Here is a 15,192-nt window from a genome sequence, read left to right as displayed (position 1 = left end):
CCTGCGTGGCTGCTGTTCCTCGGCCGGCGCCTGCTCGGTCTGCTGTTGCTTCTTGCGCTCGGGCTTCTGCTCGCCCTGCTTCTGCGCGCAGGCTTCGGCCGATTCGCCCTCGGCGCAGGCCGCCTGGGCCAGGATCAACGGCACGGCGCCGCGTTGCATGGGGCCGAACGCGGCACTTCCCTGAAGCGGGGATGCGCCTAACGGCGCGGATGCCATCAGCAGGCCAAGTGCAGTGCCTGCCAGAATCCGTGGTTGGCGTTTCATCGAAATTTCTCCTTGTGGGGTCCCATCCCTGCCCAAACCTTCATCATCCATATTGGTTCCGGTTTGCAGGCATTACCGGCAACGAAGAACGATTGACCGGCGTTTTGAAGGCAACTTCATGTTTTTCCTATGGTCGGGCGGCTTTGGCGGCGATCGCGGTGCTTGACCTCAGCGTCCGCTGGGGCCACATCCCCAAAATGGAAACGCCGTTCTGGAAAACAAAGACGCTGGAAGAGATGAGCCCGGCCGAGTGGGAATCGCTTTGCGACGGCTGCGGCAAATGCTGCCTGTCGAAGCTCGAGGACGAGGATACCGGCGAAATCTACTGGACCAGCGTCGGCTGCCGGCTGTTCGACGCGCAGACGTGCCGCTGCGGCGACTATGCCAACCGGCTGGCGCGCGTTCCCGACTGCGTCGGCCTGACGCCGCAGAACGTGCGCACCATCAGCTGGTTGCCCAGCACCTGCGCCTACCGGCTGGTGGCCGAAGGCCGCGACCTCTACTGGTGGCATCGGCTGGTGTCGGGCAGTGCCGAGACCGTGCACGAGGCCGGCATCTCGATGCGCGGCCGCGTCAAGGCGAGCGAGACCGAGCTGGCCAAGCCGGAAGATTATTTTGACTATATGCTCGACGACGAGCCCTGAGGCTCTTATCGGCGCGCCGGGACGCATTGGTCGAAACCGGCGAAGATTTCCCTTTCGCGCCACATGAACCGCGGATGAACGGCGAGTTCGTAAATGGTTCAGACGGGCTGGTGCATTCTCCCACCATCGGTTCAAAGGACGGGCGCAAGCCCGCAACAAGGAGAGAAGACCATGTTCAACACGGTAAAGACCGCAGCCCTCTCGGCCCTGGTCGGCCTCGGCACGCTGGCAGCCATTCCTGCCCATGCCGACAGCCTCTATCTCGGCTTCGGCAACAACAACGATCCGCGCTTCGGCGTCTATTCCGGCGATGACGGCTATCGCCGCGACTATCGCCATGATGAACGTCGCGACGACTGGCGCGGCGACGACTGGCGCCGCGATGGCTGGCGCCGCGACGGCTGGCGTCGTGGCTGCTCTCCGGACCGCGCGCTCGATAAGGCCGAGCGCATGGGGCTCTACCGTGCCCGCATCGTCGACGTCAGTCGCCGCACGGTCAAGGTCATGGGCCGCCAGGATGGCGACCGCGTCGTCGTCGTGTTCGCCAACGAGCGCGGTTGCCCGGTCATCTATCGCTGAGACAGGCGTGGTCCTCCTGAGAGGATCAACGGCGGCATGATCCTCCGAGAGGATCAGCCGGGAGACACGAACCTCCACGAAGGTCGGCAGCGGCATAATCCTCTGCGAGGATTAGCCGGGAGACACGACCTTTCAGGAAAGTCGGCAGCGGCATAATCCTCTGCGAGGATTAGCCGGGGATAGCGGAGCCCCTTTCCCATCGGACGGGTGCGGCTCGGAAAAAAACCCCGCGGGAGCGATCCCGCGGGGTTTTTCGTGCATTGTATCGACGGCAGCTCATCCGTCGCCGGCAGGCAACGGATAGCTGGATCCGTCACTTCAGCTCGAAGGTGACGGTGACCTGGACGTTGTAGGCGTTTTCACCGGCTTGCGTCGGCACTGAGGCCCGGGCGGCATCGAATGCCTTTGCGTTGATCGCCATCGGCACCGGGGCGATGTTCTGGTCGGAGATTTCCAGCACCCGCCCGATCGTCACGCCGGCGGCTTCCGCGAGAGTCTTGGCCTTGGCGACCGCGTTGGCCACCGCTTTCTTGCGCGCCTCGGTGATGGTGGCATCCGGCTTGTCGTTGGTGAAGGAGATGCCGCCACCCTGGTTGACGCCAAGCGACACGGCCTTGTCGAGGATCTCACCGGTCTTGTCGATGTCGCGCACCCGCACGGCGAGCGTGTTGGTCACCTGATAGGCGACGAGCTCGGCCTCCTGGCTGCCATCGGGCTTGTTGGTGTAGTTGTAGCGCGGGTTGATCTGGATGCCCGCGGTCTGCAGGTCGCGATCCTTGATGCCGGCCGCCTTCATCGCCGCGATCACGGCGGCCATGGCGTCGTTGTTGGCGTCAAGCGCGGCGCGCGCGGTCTTGGCTTCGCGCATGACGCTGAGCGACAGCAATGCCAGGTCGGGAGGGGTGGTCGCTTCGCCTTCACCCGAAACAATGATGCGGGGCGGCGTCGGCAAGTCGGCGGCTCCAGCCATCGCCGGAAAAGCGATTGCAGCGGCGAGCGCGAGCGGCAAAAGATGTCTGGTCATGAAAATCTCCTAGGTCTGCGATCAATCGCAGGCGTCGCGTAGAGCGCAATTATGGGTTGATTTGGGCGTTCTGCGAAAGCCCGCCGGGAAAGCCTTGTGCCGCGATGCGAAAAACATTAATCCAGCCCGCGTGGGGCCTGTAGCTCAATGGTTAGAGCCGGCGGCTCATAACCGCTTGGTTGGGGGTTCGAGTCCCTCCGGGCCCACCATAATATCTATGTAAACAATTGATTTTCTGTAGCTTTCTGGAGATGCCGCGCAATGTGGACGTGAACTCCTCCGATGCGCCGGCTACGGCCTGTTCGGTCATGCGGCATTCTTGTCGATGTTCATTTGGACCCTCCGACCTCCCGAAAGCCCACACCTAGATCACCGTTTCTCCTCCATCGATAACCAGAATCTGGCCCGTCATGTACGAGGACCGGTCGGACACCAGAAACAGCACTGCCTCCGCGATTTCCTCGACGCTTGCCCAACGGCCAAGCGGCACCTTTTCACGGATGTAGGCTTCGATCGCTTCGCGGCCCCCCATCTGGGCGATGAAAGGAGCGTTGAAGGGCGTGTCCACCCAACCGGGGCAAAGCGCGTTGACGCGAATGCCGAAGCGGCCATAGTCGCCCGCCATCTGCTTCGTCATCGCGATCACCGCGTGCTTGGTCGTCGTATAGGCGATCATCTCCCGGTCGTAGAGCACGCCGGAACTCGACGACGTGTTGAGGATGACCCCGCTACCTGCCTTTTTCATGAACGGCAAGACGATGCGGGCGCCGAGGAAGTGAGCCCGCACGTTGAGCGTCCAGGAGGTGTCGAAGCCTTTGACGCTCACGCCGAGCACGTCGCCCTCGACCTGCACGCCGGCGTGATTGTGGAGGATGTCGATCCTGCCTTGAGCGTGGATGAAATCGTGAAAGCCGGCTTCAAGCGCCTGATCATCGGTCAAGTCGAACACAAGCGCCTTTGCCCGGCCACCGGCAGCAACAATCTGCTCGACGGTCGCGTTCGCGCCGTCAGCGCTGCGGTCCGCCACACCGACCACCGCACCCTCGCGCGCAATGATCAGCGCCGCGGCCCTGCCGATGCCCGATCCCGCCCCGGTGACGATCGCGGTCCTGTCCTTCAGGATCATCCCTCTCCACCCTTTCTCCTCGCCTCGTAATCCTGCATCATCCGGCGGGCGGGCCACGCCAGCCTTGTTGCGCCCCGATCAACCTCTGAGGAAAAGACAGGCATGTACGAGTTCGGCCCCTTCAAGTTCGAGTCGAAGCAGGATTTTTTCGACAAGGCAATCCGTTTCTGGAATCCCGACAAGACCAGGTTCTGGCAGAAGGCGGGGATCGATCTGGTGATCGGCAGGCGGGAGGGCTATTTCCTCTACGACATGTCGGGACGCCGCCTGATCGACCTGCATCTCAATGGCGGCACCTACAATCTCGGCCACCGCAATCCGGAGCTGGTCGAGACGCTGAAGAGCGCGCTCGACTATTTCGATATCGGCAACCACTGGTTCCCCTCCGTCGCGCGGACGACGCTGGCCGAATCCCTCGTTAATGTCTCGCCGGGAATGAAATATGCGATCTTCGCGCCGGGCGGCGCCGAGGCGGTGGACATCGCCATCAAGAGCGCTCGCTATGCCACCAAGCGACGCAAGATCGTGTCGATCATCAAGGGCTATCATGGACATTCGGGGCTCGCGGTGGCGACCGGCGACGATCGCTTCACCAAGATCTTTCTCTCCGACCAGCCGGAGACGTTCATCCAGGTTCCCTTCAACGATATCGATGCCATGGCGCAGGCGCTCACGGGCGAAGACGTCGCTGCGCTGATCATGGAGACGATCCCCGCCACTTACGGCTTCCCGATGCCGAAGGACGGCTATCTCGCCGCCTGCAAGGCACTGTGCGAAAAGCATGGCGCGATGTACATCGCCGACGAGGTCCAGACCGGCCTGATGCGGACCGGCAGCATGTGGGGCTGGCAAGCCTATGGCGTCCAGCCGGACATCATGGTGACGGCAAAGGGCCTGTCCGGCGGCCTCTATCCGATCAGCGCGACGCTGGTGAACGACAGGGCCGGCGGCTGGCTCAACGAGGACGGGGCGGCCCACATCTCGACCACCGGCGGGGCCGAGCTCGGGTGTGTCGTCGGCCACAAGGTCATCGAGATGTTGCAGCGGCCTGAACTGGTGGCCAATGTCGGCACCGTGACCGAGTTCATGGCGCAGGGCATGCGTGAGATGCTGGTCCGTCACGGCGACATCTTCACCGGGGTGCGGCAGAAAGGCGTGATCCTCGGTCTGGAGTTCAGCAATCACCCGGAAGGCGCCGTCTTTGTGTCACGTGCACTCTACGAGCAGGGCGTTTGGGCGATTTTCTCGTCACTGGACAAGCGGGTGCTGCAATGGAAGCCCGGCGTGCTTCTGGATCACGAAACCTGCCAGGACATCATGGATCGTTTCGATGCGGCAATGCCCCGTGCGCGAGAGCTGCTGCATCAGGCACGCAAGGCGAGTTGACATGTCCCAAACCTGTTTGAATCTGCCAGGCGTCCAGTTCGAGCTGGCGACCGGGCTTGCAGGGATGGTGCAGGTTCTGGCAGGAGACAAGGGCGCAATGATGGGGCAGGACGGACAGTGACGGATTTCGCAGCGCTTACGCACGACCAGCAACTCGGCATCCTGCACGAGACGGCGGAGGCAGCCACCGCCAACTACGATCTACCGGTGGACGTTTCCGTCGAGATGATCAACCTGTCGGAGAACGCGACCTACAAGATAGCGGCTCGCGACGGCCGGCGCTGGGCGCTCCGCATCCATCGTGACGGCTACCATTCAAGGACGGCCATCCAATCTGAACTGGCCTGGCTGACGGACCTGCGCCAGACCGGGATCGTCCCCACACCCGTGCCGGTCGCGGGCAAGGACGGCGAACAAATCCAGCTCGTCGGCCATGCCAGATTGGCGCAACCGCGCCATGTCGTGTTGTCGCAATGGGAGACCGGTGCGGAGCCGGGCATAGGCGAGGCGCTTGGCGAGCCCTTCGAGGTGCTGGGCGAGGTGACGGCCCGCATGCACATCCATGCCCGGCAGTGGCGGCCCCCTTCCTGGTTCAGCCGCCACGTGTGGGATTTCGAGACAAGCCTCGGTGAGGAAAGACCCCATTGGGGGAGCTGGCGCGACGGCATGGGCGTCGACGCCGCGAAGGCCAAACTCTTTGGCCGTACCGTGGAGCTGATCGGCCGCAGGCTCGATGCCTTCGGCAAGGGCCAGGACCGCTTCGGCCTCATTCATTGCGACCTGCGGCTCGCCAACCTGCTGATCGACGATAAGACGGTGAAGGTCATCGACTTCGACGACTGCGGCTTCGGCTGGTTTATGTACGACGCGGCGACGCCCATCTCTTTCTACGAGCACGAGCCGCAGGCAGCCGATCTGATCCAATCGTGGACGACCGGCTATCGCCGCGTGCTTGACCTGCCCAAGGCGGACGAGGACGAGATCCCGACCTTCGTGATGCTGCGCCGCCTGCTGCTCGTTGCGTGGATAGGCTCCCACGCGGAGACGGACCTCGCCAAGTCGATGGGCCTCCCCTACACCGAGGGAACGATCGGGCTGTGCGAGGCCTATCTGAGCAAGTTTTCGTAGACTAGACGGTCGCCATCATCAGGCTAATGCTTCCAGGCTCTCGGGCAGGATCTGGCCGCCGTCGACGATGATCGTCTGTCCTGTCACGTAGCCGGCCTCCTTCGACGCAAAGTAGAGCGCGGCGTAGCCGATGTCCTCCACGGTTCCGAGCCGCTTGAGCGGGACAGACGCGGCCATGGTCTTCTGGTAGTCATCGCCCAGGCCGGCAAGGCCCTCGGTGAGGATGTTGCCCGGCATGACGGCGTTGACGGTGATGTCGTATTTCGCCAGCTCGATGCAAGCGGTGCGCATGAAGCCGAGCTGCCCGGCCTTGGTGGCGCCGTAGTGTGACCAGCCAGGAAAGCCGGTGACCGGGCCGGTGATCGATGACGTCAGCACGATCCGGCCCTGGTCGGATTTCTTGAGATAGGGTACCGCTGCCTTGACCGCGTGGAAGGTGCCCTTGAGGTTGGTGTCGACAACCTCGTCCCATTGTTGCGAGGTCATGTCTTCGAGCCGCGCCTGCGGGAAAATTCCGGCATTGGCGCACAACACGTCGATTCCACCGTTTCTCGTGGCGGCTGCCGCAAACGCGCTTTCGATGCTGGCGAGTGAAGTGACGTCGCCAATCACGCCGAAGGCGCCGTGGCCAATCTCGGCGGCCGCGGCTTCGGCCTTGTCGAGATGGCGCGCAATGATGGCGACCTTGGCGCCCGAGAGCGCGAACACCCGCGCTATGCCCTTGCCGATGCCTTTCGATCCGCCGGTAACGACGACGGACCGACCCTTCAAAGACTGGGTCATCACTTGAAGCTCCAAAATGAGACGGGGACAGAGTGATACCCAGTCCCCGTTGCCGAAAAGTATTCCAGGACGATGGACGCCCTAGAGCTCTTTATTTTGACGCAATTCCCCAGGCAAAGCGCTACGCGCTTTTGCCGGGAAAACCGTTTCACACTTTTCCTGGAATTGCTCTAGCCTTCGTTCACCATGTGACCGATGTTCTGGTAGGCCTTGGGATTGGCGGACTTCAGCACGAAGCCCCAGATCAGGCCGACGATAAGGATCGCAAGCCCGACATAGGGGATGCTCCTGGCAAAGCCATTGGTGCCGCCCAAGGTGGCGAGATTGGCCACCAGCGTGTAGACGAGGGCCAGCTGGACAACGAGCGAGATCAACGGCGCAATGACAGTCGTCAGCATGCTGCCGCCGCCGTTCTTCTTGAACCACACGTAGATCGCCAGCGAGACAACGGCCTGAAGCACCAGCAGCAGTCCCGTGCCAAGCACCGCAAACAGCGTATAGACACCAAGCCAGGCTTGCCCCGACGGGTCGTCGAAGCCGTAGGCCAAACCGTAGAGCAGCACCCATATCGCCGCCAGCACCGACTGCAGGGCCGAAGCCTTGTGGGGGCTCTTGTGGTGATCATGCGTCTCCGCGATCGCCTGCGGCAGAACGCCCTCGCGCGCCAGCGAGTACAAATAGCGGGAAGCGGTGTTGTGGAAGGCCATGCCGCAGGCGAATGAACTGGTCAGGATGAGAAGCGACATCAGCTGGTAGCCCCAGCCGCCGACAAAAGTCTGAATGGGTGTCAGGAAGAAGTTCACCCCGTCGGAGAATGCCTTGGCCACCATGTCGGCCTCGGTAGGATAGGCTGCGACCGCGCACCAGCTGACGAAGGTGTAGAACAGGCCAAGGCCAATCACCGAAATCAGCAGCGACTGCGGAATGATGCGCTTCGGATCGCGGGATTCCTCGGCATAGTTCGGCGCCATCTCGAAGCCGACCCAGGACCAGAACGCCATGAAGATGCCGACAGCCGCGGCACCCGCGGGTATGGCCACGGTTCCGACTGTCTGCTCGGCGACAGGCGTGAACACCTTGAACACATTCAGCGAGTCGCCGGAAAAGTTCGTCCCGCCATGGGCGAAGAGCACACCCAGCGAGAAGATCGCCAGCATGATCACTTCAAGAATGAGAGCTATCCCGAGCAGCCGCGCCGACACCTTCACGTCGCGGTAGGCGAGTGCTGCGATGACCACGATCATGGCCAGCGCTAGGACAATCCACGGCACGTTGATGCCGAAGTGCTGGGAAATCCACAAATTGCCGAAAAACGCGAACAACCCGGTGAGCGAGGCCTCGAAGAGCGAGTAGCAGGCGAGCGAGCCTATGCCTGCAGACATGCCGACCTCGCGGCCGAGCCCCTGGCTGATGAAGGAGTAGAAGCCGCCGACGGACGATACGCGCGATGCCATTGCGGCATAGCCGACCGAGAAGATGGTCAGCACGATCGTCGCCATCAGGAATGCGGCAGGTGTATATTTGCCGATGCCGTAGCCTGCCGCGAACGGCACGTTGCCCAGCATTGCCGACATTGGCGCCGCGCCGGTGACGGCCAGAAAGAGCACTCCCGCGAGCCCCACGGCCTTCGAGTGCAAAAGGTTGATACTATTACTCTTCGAAACGTCAATCGTCCCGCTTGCGGTTTCTATGGCCATGAAGCCCTCTCCATTCGTGACAGCTGTTTGTTCCCCGCACCTGACGGCCAATGTGTCCCAGCCTGCCAGTGCAGCAATGACACTACGGACGCAGCGTCACTTTGCCAAGGCCATGATTTTGCAAAGCTCGTTGCTCGACATGACGTGACAGTAGATCATGTTGATGATTTCGAGCTCCTTGCGATGAAGCTCCTCGGTCGCCGCCGCGCAGCAATCCTCGATCACGATGACGGCATAGCTCTCATCGGCCAGGCTGCGCACCGTCGAAGACACGCACTGGTCTGTGAAGATGCCGCAACAGATGACATTCCTGATGCCGAGATTGTGAAGGACCAGGCGCAGGTTCGTCCCCGTCAGCGCGGAATCGGTGGTCTTGGTCACCACGATCTCGTCGCCGGCCGGCTGAAGCTCGGCAACGAGCTGCGATGGCGCGTCGTTCTTTGGCAGCAGCAAATTGTTCCAGCCGGGCATTTTCTGGGAGAGCGAGCGATCGCGCCCATCCTTGGTGTGGCAGGCGATCCGGGCAAAGAGGCATTCGATGCCATTTTGCCGTGCGAGCTCTAGCAATCTTGCCGTGGTCGGTATGACGGTCCTGTGCATGCGCTCGTGGAACGGCGTCCACAGATCGTAGCGGTGCTGTTCTTGCGGCGAAAGCGACACGCGATCCGGCCGTTCCAGGTACGTGTTTTGAACGTCGATGACCAGGATGGCGGTCTGTGCCGGCACCAGCACCGGATCATCCGGCTCGGGTGCGTCAAGGTAATAAAGCGAACGGAATCCGGTTTTCCAGCTCATGCGGTCCTTTCAGAAGCGGAACGTGAAAAGGCCGCGCGCCGCATAGGTCTCGGCGGCTTCTTCGATGAAACGGGCGATGCGCTCGGCCTGGTAGGTGTCGCGCATCGTGGCGGCGGCCTCGAGCAATTCTTCCTTGGACTTGGCGCGGCCCGGGCGCAGCAGTTCGTAGACCTGCATGATGAAATCCTGCGGCACTTCGACAAGCTCCGCCCCCCGCTCGAAGTTGAGGGCCAGTGTCGGCCGGCCGACATCGCGCGCCACTCCGGCCTGGGCCCGCAGCGCTTGCGGCGTGATGCGAAGGTCCTCCATCGTCACGTCGCCGGCAAGCACCGCATCCAGCGTTATCTGCGGAAGCGCCTTGCCGTGTTTGCCGGTGACGGCGCCGGGCTGGGTTTCGGCGAGTGGATAGTCGGCGCGGGTATGGGTCACGATTTCGCTCCCGTCAAAGTGACATCGACCGCTTCAGGAGCCGCACCGGCCTCGGTCAGTCCGGTTTCGATGGCGTAGATGAGGGCGACACGGGCATGATACCGAGACCCCATTGCCTCGCCCCGCTGCGGCACCACGATGGGCTCCGGCATTTCGCCTAGCGCGTAAGCCGCCGCATTGGCTCCCAGCGCGCGATAGTGCTCGAGCCTGGTGATCGGTGCATTGGAAAACAGTTCGAGATTGTTGTGCGGCTGGCGGTCGCGCTGATGGATGACAGCTGTGCCCTTGGCCTGGATGCCGATGCCGATGCCGCTGCCGGCAAGTCGCGCTGCGGACAGACCGAGGAAGGAGGTATCGGCCGTATGGCGGAAGCGAACGACGCGCGCCTTGAGCCCGCGCGCGCTGATCGCATCCAGCATGGCGCCAAGGACTTCGGAAAGCCGATGTCCGGCCGTCGTCCGGTAAAGCTTCAGTCCGAAGGCCGGGCTGATGCCAATGACTACATCGTCCTTCGCCGACCCGTTGGCCGCCGGCCCAAGGTTGCGATAGCGGATATGCTTTGCCTCGTCCTTCTCGTGCAGGGCCTCGGAGCGCAGCACTTCCTTCTGATCCAGCACATCGCGGATGTCGTTGAGTTGCAGGCGCCGTTCTTCAGACACGCGATAGCCCGAGCCGGGACCGAGATAGTCGTTCGGGTCGTTGACCGCGCTGACGATCCGCCCGTTGCGGATCATGGCCGATGTCTGGAGATAGTCGCCGGAAAGGCGCAGCTTCACCACGCTCAGGAGGTTCTCGGCCTCTTCGCGGAACCCACGGTTGGCCAACGCCTTGACCACGTCGATCACGGTGATGCCGCGCTCCTTGATGGCCTCGCTGATGAAGGACACGTCGCGCGGCATCAGGCTGCGCGTATCGTCGGAACCGGAGGCATAAACCACACTGGTCTTCATGTCCTCGGTCGGCGTCGACAGGCCGAGCTCCTCGAACACGGCGGCGATCGCCTCCACCGCGCGCTCGCGCAATTCAATCGCGCGTGACTCGGGCAGCGGCGTCAGCCCGCCATCGGCCTCGAAATCCCGCTGCAGCACCAAATAGTCTTCCAGCTCCTCGCCGTTGATCAGCGACGGGTTGAACGAATTGTCGTATTTCAGGATCGATCCCATTCCCGAGCAGATCAGGTCCGAGCCGGCGATCAGGTAGGGAAGGATCTTTGCGCCGACGCGAATTTCCGATTCGGTGGAACGCGCGTCATTGCCCGACGCGCATTCGAGATCGAGCCAGACGGCGATCAGGTTCTCGGCCATCAGTTCGCGGACGCCGCCAGGTATCGTGGCGGTCAAAGGCGCTCCGTCGATGCCGCCATTTTGCGTACCCTGCACCCCCATGCCGCGCTGCAGGCAGAGGCAGCGCGCCTCCAGGTAAAGCAGCGATTTTGCTTCATGGAAACCCATCAGCAACTCGGAACCGGCGCCCGACGTGCAGCGCATCTTGACGCCGCGCGAGGCGTAGGCGGCGGCCAGAAATGCCTTGGACCATGGCGTGTCGTCGCCATCGGTGAACGATTTTTCGGTGCCGTAGACGGAAACGGTCTCGGCGTAGGACGTGAAGCCGGCCATGGCGATGCGCAGTTCTTCCGCTTCCTCGCTGGAGCATTGGAACAGCGTTCCCCAGCGGCCGACCGCACCGCCCACCGCGCACGCCACCGCGTTGGACCAGGCGTTGCGCGAAACGCGCATCGTTGTCTCGATCTCGTCGAAGCCAAAGGCGACGGCGGTCGCGGCATCAGCGGCGAGCTGGAGCGGGTCGTCCTTGGCGTTGGTGACATGCGCCTGGTTGCCCGGCGTCTTGCGTGCCCGCATCTTCGAATAGGCGAAGGCGATCTCCAACGCGTTGAGCTGCGACACTACCTCGGCGAGTTTCGCGGGTGTCATGCCATGCGCGAGCCGCACCAGCTTTTCGCGCGGCACGTTCATGTCGACAAGCCAGCGTGCGACGGTCGCCGAATCCAGCGCCATCGCTTCAGGCGCCACATCCGGATCGATGTGGTGGCGGGCTATGAAGCGGTCGATCATGTCGTAGTCGTGCTCGAGCACTCCATCGAGGGACACGACGCGCCGGCCCTTGATGCCGATGCCAGGTTTGGGATCGGCCGGGCTGGAGAAGGCGGAAAAGCCGTTGGCAGGGTCTTCTGCCGCAAACTTGTCCAGCCGCAACGGCCGCTCGTCCCAGTCGGCGAAGCGCTTCCAGCGGTTCAGTTTCGGCGTCATGCGTGCGTTTCCCAGCTTGGCGGAAAGACTAGTGAATGCCCACTCGTCACACAATGGCCTGGATCGAACGTCGCCGAAGGGCCTGCACGCCGCCCTGTTGATGGCTATGCCCGCTTTGGGCAAGGCAATGCGCATTCAAATGGCGCATTGCTTTAGCCAAACGATATGTAGTGCCTAGCCTCGGCAGGAGGCGTTCAGTTCATGACAGTTGTACGTAAATTATAAATGCGTTGGACAGGTGTTTGCTCAGGCGGCAAGTAGATTGCCTTTGTTCGGAAAATTTATCCTTTCAACCAGAGGTAAAATTCTGTAGCATGTTTGTGTCGACGCGAGGCGGATAGGGATAACCTGATGCGGTATCTGGGTTTTCGGGCGTGACGCGTCCGTAAGCGCAGGTATGCAGCGATACCGTGTACGAGGCGATGCGGCGCAATACAGCTCTTCCGGGGCGTGGCTCCGGAGCGGAATTCTATCGAACAGATCCCGACATTCTTTGGCGACTGCCGAGAACCAGGGCCCGCAGGGCTTTCTTCTGCATCAACCTCCCCGGATCCCAGACCTTTCTTCGAAGGCAGAATGCGGCAAACATCACGCTTGCACCGCAGCGAATGCGCGCGAGTTCAGGAAGCGGCGAACGGCAGCACCACAATGCGCTGGCCGGCGGCATCATCGTCAAGCCGGCGTATGTCGGCGGTAAGCCTGAGCTAATCGACGCCTCCTTCGCCATCTTTGCCGGTCAGGCCGGTACGGTGACGGTGGACGACGGTTTGGGCCAGGTGACGGCCTCCGGCATGCAGTTCATGACCGGCGGCTATATTGTCCAGGGCGACGCGATCGACCTGGCCGGACCATCCAGCAGCATCGTTGTCGGTGACGGCACGGCGGCTGGGGCCGGCATGACGGCAACGATCGCCTCCGATCTTTCGGGCGATGCGCAGCTGGTCAAGTCCGACCGCGGCACGCTGGTCCTGACCGGCACCAACAGCTACACCGGCGGCACCGCGATCAATGGCGGTACGCTGCAGGTTTCCGCCGACGCCAATCTCGGCGATGCCGCCGGCGGGCTCGCCTTCGACGGCGGCACGCTGCGCACGACCGACAGTTTCAGCACCTCGCGTGGGATGAATGTGATGAGCTCCGGCACGGTTTCCACCGCCGCCGCCACGACCTTGACGCTGAATGGCGCGCTGACCGGAGCGGGTGCGTTCACCAAGTCGGGCGAGGGGACCCTTGTCCTGACCGCAGGGGGCTCCGCTTTCGCCGGCCCGACCTCCGTGCAGCAGGGGACCTTGGCGGCGGGTGCCACCAATACGCTGGGCGCGGCATCGGCATATACCGTCGCCTCCGGTGCAACGCTTGATCTGCGCGGCTTCAACCAGACCGTCGCTTCGCTCGGCAATGCCGGGTCGGTGCGATTGGGCACCGCGCCTGGCACGACGCTGACGGTCAATGGCGATTACACCGGCAGCGGCGGAACCATCTTCCTCAATGCCGCGCTCGCTGGCGATGCTTCGACCACCGACAAGGTGGCCATCCATGGCAGCACCTCCAGCACGGGCCTTCTTGCGGTGACCAATGTCGGCGGCGCAGGTGCGCTGACCGTCGAGGGCGTCAAGATCGTCGATGTCGATGGAAGCTCGGCCGGCACCTTCACGTTGAAAGGCGACTATGTCTTCCAGGGCGACCAGGCAGTGGTCGGCGGCGCCTATGCCTATCGGCTCTACAAGGACGGCGTCAGCACGCCGGCCGACGGCGACTGGTATCTGCGCTCGGCGCTGACCAATCCGACCGGTCCGCAGAGACCACTCTATTCGCCGGCCGTGCCGATCTATGAAGCCTATCCCGGCGTCCTGCAGAGCCTCAACGAACTGGGCACGCTGCAGCAGCGCCTCGGCAACCGCTCCTGGGTGGGTGCCGCCCAAGGCGCCGATGAGATCGGCAGCGTTCCGGCACAGAACGCAATCTGGGCCCGCATCGAGGGCGCCCACACGCGGCAGAGCCCCGAGACCGCCACAACCCTCTCGGACTATGACGTGACGACATGGAAGCTGGAGTCGGGCCTCGACGGGCTCCTCTACGAGGATGCCGCCGGCATCCTGCTCGGGGGTGTCTCCTTTCATTATGGCACGGCCTCGTCGGACATCTCCTCGATCTATGGCGTGGGCTCTATCGATGCCACGGGTTATGGCTTCGGCGGCACGCTGACCTGGTACGGAGACAACGGCTTCTACAGCGACGCCCAGGCGGAAGCGACGTGGTATGACAGCGACCTGAAGTCGGCCACGCTGGGCAGGGAGCTCGCCAAGGGCAATAACGGGTTCGGCTACGCGCTCAGCCTCGAAGCCGGCCAGAAGTTCGCTCTGCAGAGCAAATGGACGCTGACGCCGCAGGCCCAGCTCTCCTACTCCTCGGTGCGCTTCGACAGCTTCACCGATCCGTTCGACGCGGCGGTGTCGCCCGACAGCAGCGAGGCGCTCATCGGCCGTGCCGGCCTGTCGCTCGACTATGAGGATGCCTGGACGGGCGCTCAAGGGATGGTGAGCCGTTCCCACCTCTACGGCATCGCCAACCTCTACTACGACTTCCTCGACGGCAACGATGTCGACGTCTCCGGCACCGCGCTGCACGAGCATGACCAGCCGCTGTGGGCCGGGCTGGGCGTCGGTGGGTCGCTGAGCTGGAACGAGGACCGCTACATGGTCTCCGGCGAGGCCTTCGCCAAGTCGAGCCTGAAGGAGTTCGGCGATAGCCGCTCGATCGGGGCCAAGCTCGGCTTCAGCGTCAAGTGGTAGCCGAGATCGATGACCTCATCTGAGGCGATGGAGGGCGAGCCGAAAATGTTTGCGGCGGACTGGCGGGAATTTCGAATCTAAGCTCGGTGGCGGAGCCATACGAAGCCATACGGGAGTATTTTGATTTTGGCTCACGAAAAAGTACATGAAATCAGATATTTGAGTGCTCCCTCCGGGCCCACCATTATGGCTTATCGTTATTTATCAATGGCTTATTGACCGGTTTCACCACGTGGCTCGCCAACAGGTTCGCCAAGGATTGGTTTGCGCGTTAACAG

General features: G+C 62.7%; 12 protein-coding genes, 1 tRNA gene and 1 pseudogene. 6 read left to right on the top strand and 8 right to left on the bottom strand.

Annotated elements, in window-relative coordinates; all coding sequences use genetic code 11:
- A pseudogene (locus JT360_RS21480) lies at nucleotides 1–264 on the bottom strand (OmpA family protein); the annotation flags it as partial.
- 197 nt (nucleotides 265–461) lie between these two features.
- Here JT360_RS21480 and JT360_RS21475 point away from each other — a divergent pair.
- Both JT360_RS21475 and JT360_RS21470 read left to right on the top strand, forming a co-directional pair.
- The gene (locus JT360_RS21475) at nucleotides 462–908 is read left to right on the top strand and encodes a YcgN family cysteine cluster protein (RefSeq protein WP_214473818.1); all 447 of its coding nucleotides are present in this window, start codon (nucleotides 462–464) and stop codon (nucleotides 906–908) included.
- Between the two features lie 171 nt (nucleotides 909–1,079).
- Nucleotides 1,080–1,487: a hypothetical protein gene (locus JT360_RS21470; RefSeq protein WP_214473781.1), complete on the top strand. Its 408-nt coding sequence runs from the start codon at nucleotides 1,080–1,082 to the stop codon at nucleotides 1,485–1,487.
- A gap of 313 nt (nucleotides 1,488–1,800) precedes the next feature.
- Here the strand turns inward: JT360_RS21470 and JT360_RS21465 are convergent, their stop codons facing one another.
- Complete coding sequence (locus tag JT360_RS21465) at nucleotides 1,801–2,511, bottom strand: SIMPL domain-containing protein (RefSeq protein WP_214473780.1); 711 nt, start codon at nucleotides 2,509–2,511, stop codon at nucleotides 1,801–1,803.
- A 133-nt stretch (nucleotides 2,512–2,644) separates the two neighbouring features.
- On the opposite strand from JT360_RS21465, the gene JT360_RS21460 reads away from it, so the two are divergent.
- Nucleotides 2,645–2,720: transfer RNA gene (locus tag JT360_RS21460), tRNA-Ile, on the top strand.
- Nucleotides 2,721–2,875: 155 nt separating this feature from the next.
- Here the strand turns inward: JT360_RS21460 and JT360_RS21455 are convergent.
- On the bottom strand, nucleotides 2,876–3,637 hold the full coding sequence (locus JT360_RS21455) for an SDR family NAD(P)-dependent oxidoreductase (protein WP_214473815.1): 762 nt from the start codon (nucleotides 3,635–3,637) through the stop codon (nucleotides 2,876–2,878).
- 102 nt (nucleotides 3,638–3,739) lie between these two features.
- Here JT360_RS21455 and JT360_RS21450 point away from each other — a divergent pair, with 102 nt between their 5' ends.
- Nucleotides 3,740–5,023 carry a class-III pyridoxal-phosphate-dependent aminotransferase gene (locus tag JT360_RS21450; RefSeq protein WP_214473778.1) on the top strand — a complete coding sequence of 428 codons (1,284 nt, stop codon included), beginning with the start codon at nucleotides 3,740–3,742 and terminating at the stop codon, nucleotides 5,021–5,023.
- Nucleotides 5,024–5,140: 117 nt separating this feature from the next.
- Nucleotides 5,141–6,151, top strand: coding sequence for a phosphotransferase enzyme family protein (locus JT360_RS21445; RefSeq protein WP_214473777.1), 1,011 nt, complete (start codon nucleotides 5,141–5,143; stop codon nucleotides 6,149–6,151).
- Between the two features lie 18 nt (nucleotides 6,152–6,169).
- Here the strand turns inward: JT360_RS21445 and fabG are convergent, their stop codons facing one another.
- The 5 genes from fabG to JT360_RS21420 all read right to left on the bottom strand — a co-directional run bounded on the left by fabG (nucleotide 6,170) and on the right by JT360_RS21420 (nucleotide 12,122).
- Nucleotides 6,170–6,934, bottom strand: a complete 765-nt coding sequence (gene fabG / locus JT360_RS21440; RefSeq protein ID WP_214473776.1) for a 3-oxoacyl-ACP reductase FabG — start codon at nucleotides 6,932–6,934, stop codon at nucleotides 6,170–6,172.
- A 170-nt stretch (nucleotides 6,935–7,104) separates the two neighbouring features.
- Nucleotides 7,105–8,631: an APC family permease gene (locus JT360_RS21435; RefSeq protein ID WP_214473775.1), complete on the bottom strand. Its 1,527-nt coding sequence runs from the start codon at nucleotides 8,629–8,631 to the stop codon at nucleotides 7,105–7,107.
- 96 nt (nucleotides 8,632–8,727) lie between these two features.
- Nucleotides 8,728–9,426, bottom strand: a complete 699-nt coding sequence (locus JT360_RS21430; RefSeq protein ID WP_214473774.1) for a cysteine hydrolase family protein — start codon at nucleotides 9,424–9,426, stop codon at nucleotides 8,728–8,730.
- Nucleotides 9,427–9,435: 9 nt separating this feature from the next.
- Nucleotides 9,436–9,855, bottom strand: a complete 420-nt coding sequence (locus JT360_RS21425) for a diol dehydratase small subunit (protein WP_214473772.1) — start codon at nucleotides 9,853–9,855, stop codon at nucleotides 9,436–9,438.
- Nucleotides 9,852–12,122 (bottom strand): propanediol/glycerol family dehydratase large subunit, encoded by a 2,271-nt coding sequence (locus tag JT360_RS21420; protein ID WP_214473770.1) that lies wholly within the window; start codon nucleotides 12,120–12,122, stop codon nucleotides 9,852–9,854. The genes JT360_RS21425 and JT360_RS21420 overlap by 4 nt, the downstream gene beginning before the upstream one ends.
- Nucleotides 12,123–12,730: 608 nt before the next feature.
- Here JT360_RS21420 and JT360_RS21415 point away from each other — a divergent pair.
- Complete coding sequence (locus tag JT360_RS21415) at nucleotides 12,731–14,914, top strand: autotransporter family protein (RefSeq protein ID WP_214473768.1); 2,184 nt, start codon at nucleotides 12,731–12,733, stop codon at nucleotides 14,912–14,914.
- Nucleotides 14,915–15,192: the final 278 nt, after the last annotated feature.

The organism is Mesorhizobium sp. dw_380, assembly GCF_018588885.1.
Classification (GTDB): Bacteria; Pseudomonadota; Alphaproteobacteria; order Rhizobiales; family Rhizobiaceae; genus Mesorhizobium.
Note: the sequence above shows the minus strand (reverse complement) of the source record. Positions and strands in the feature narration are given on the sequence as shown.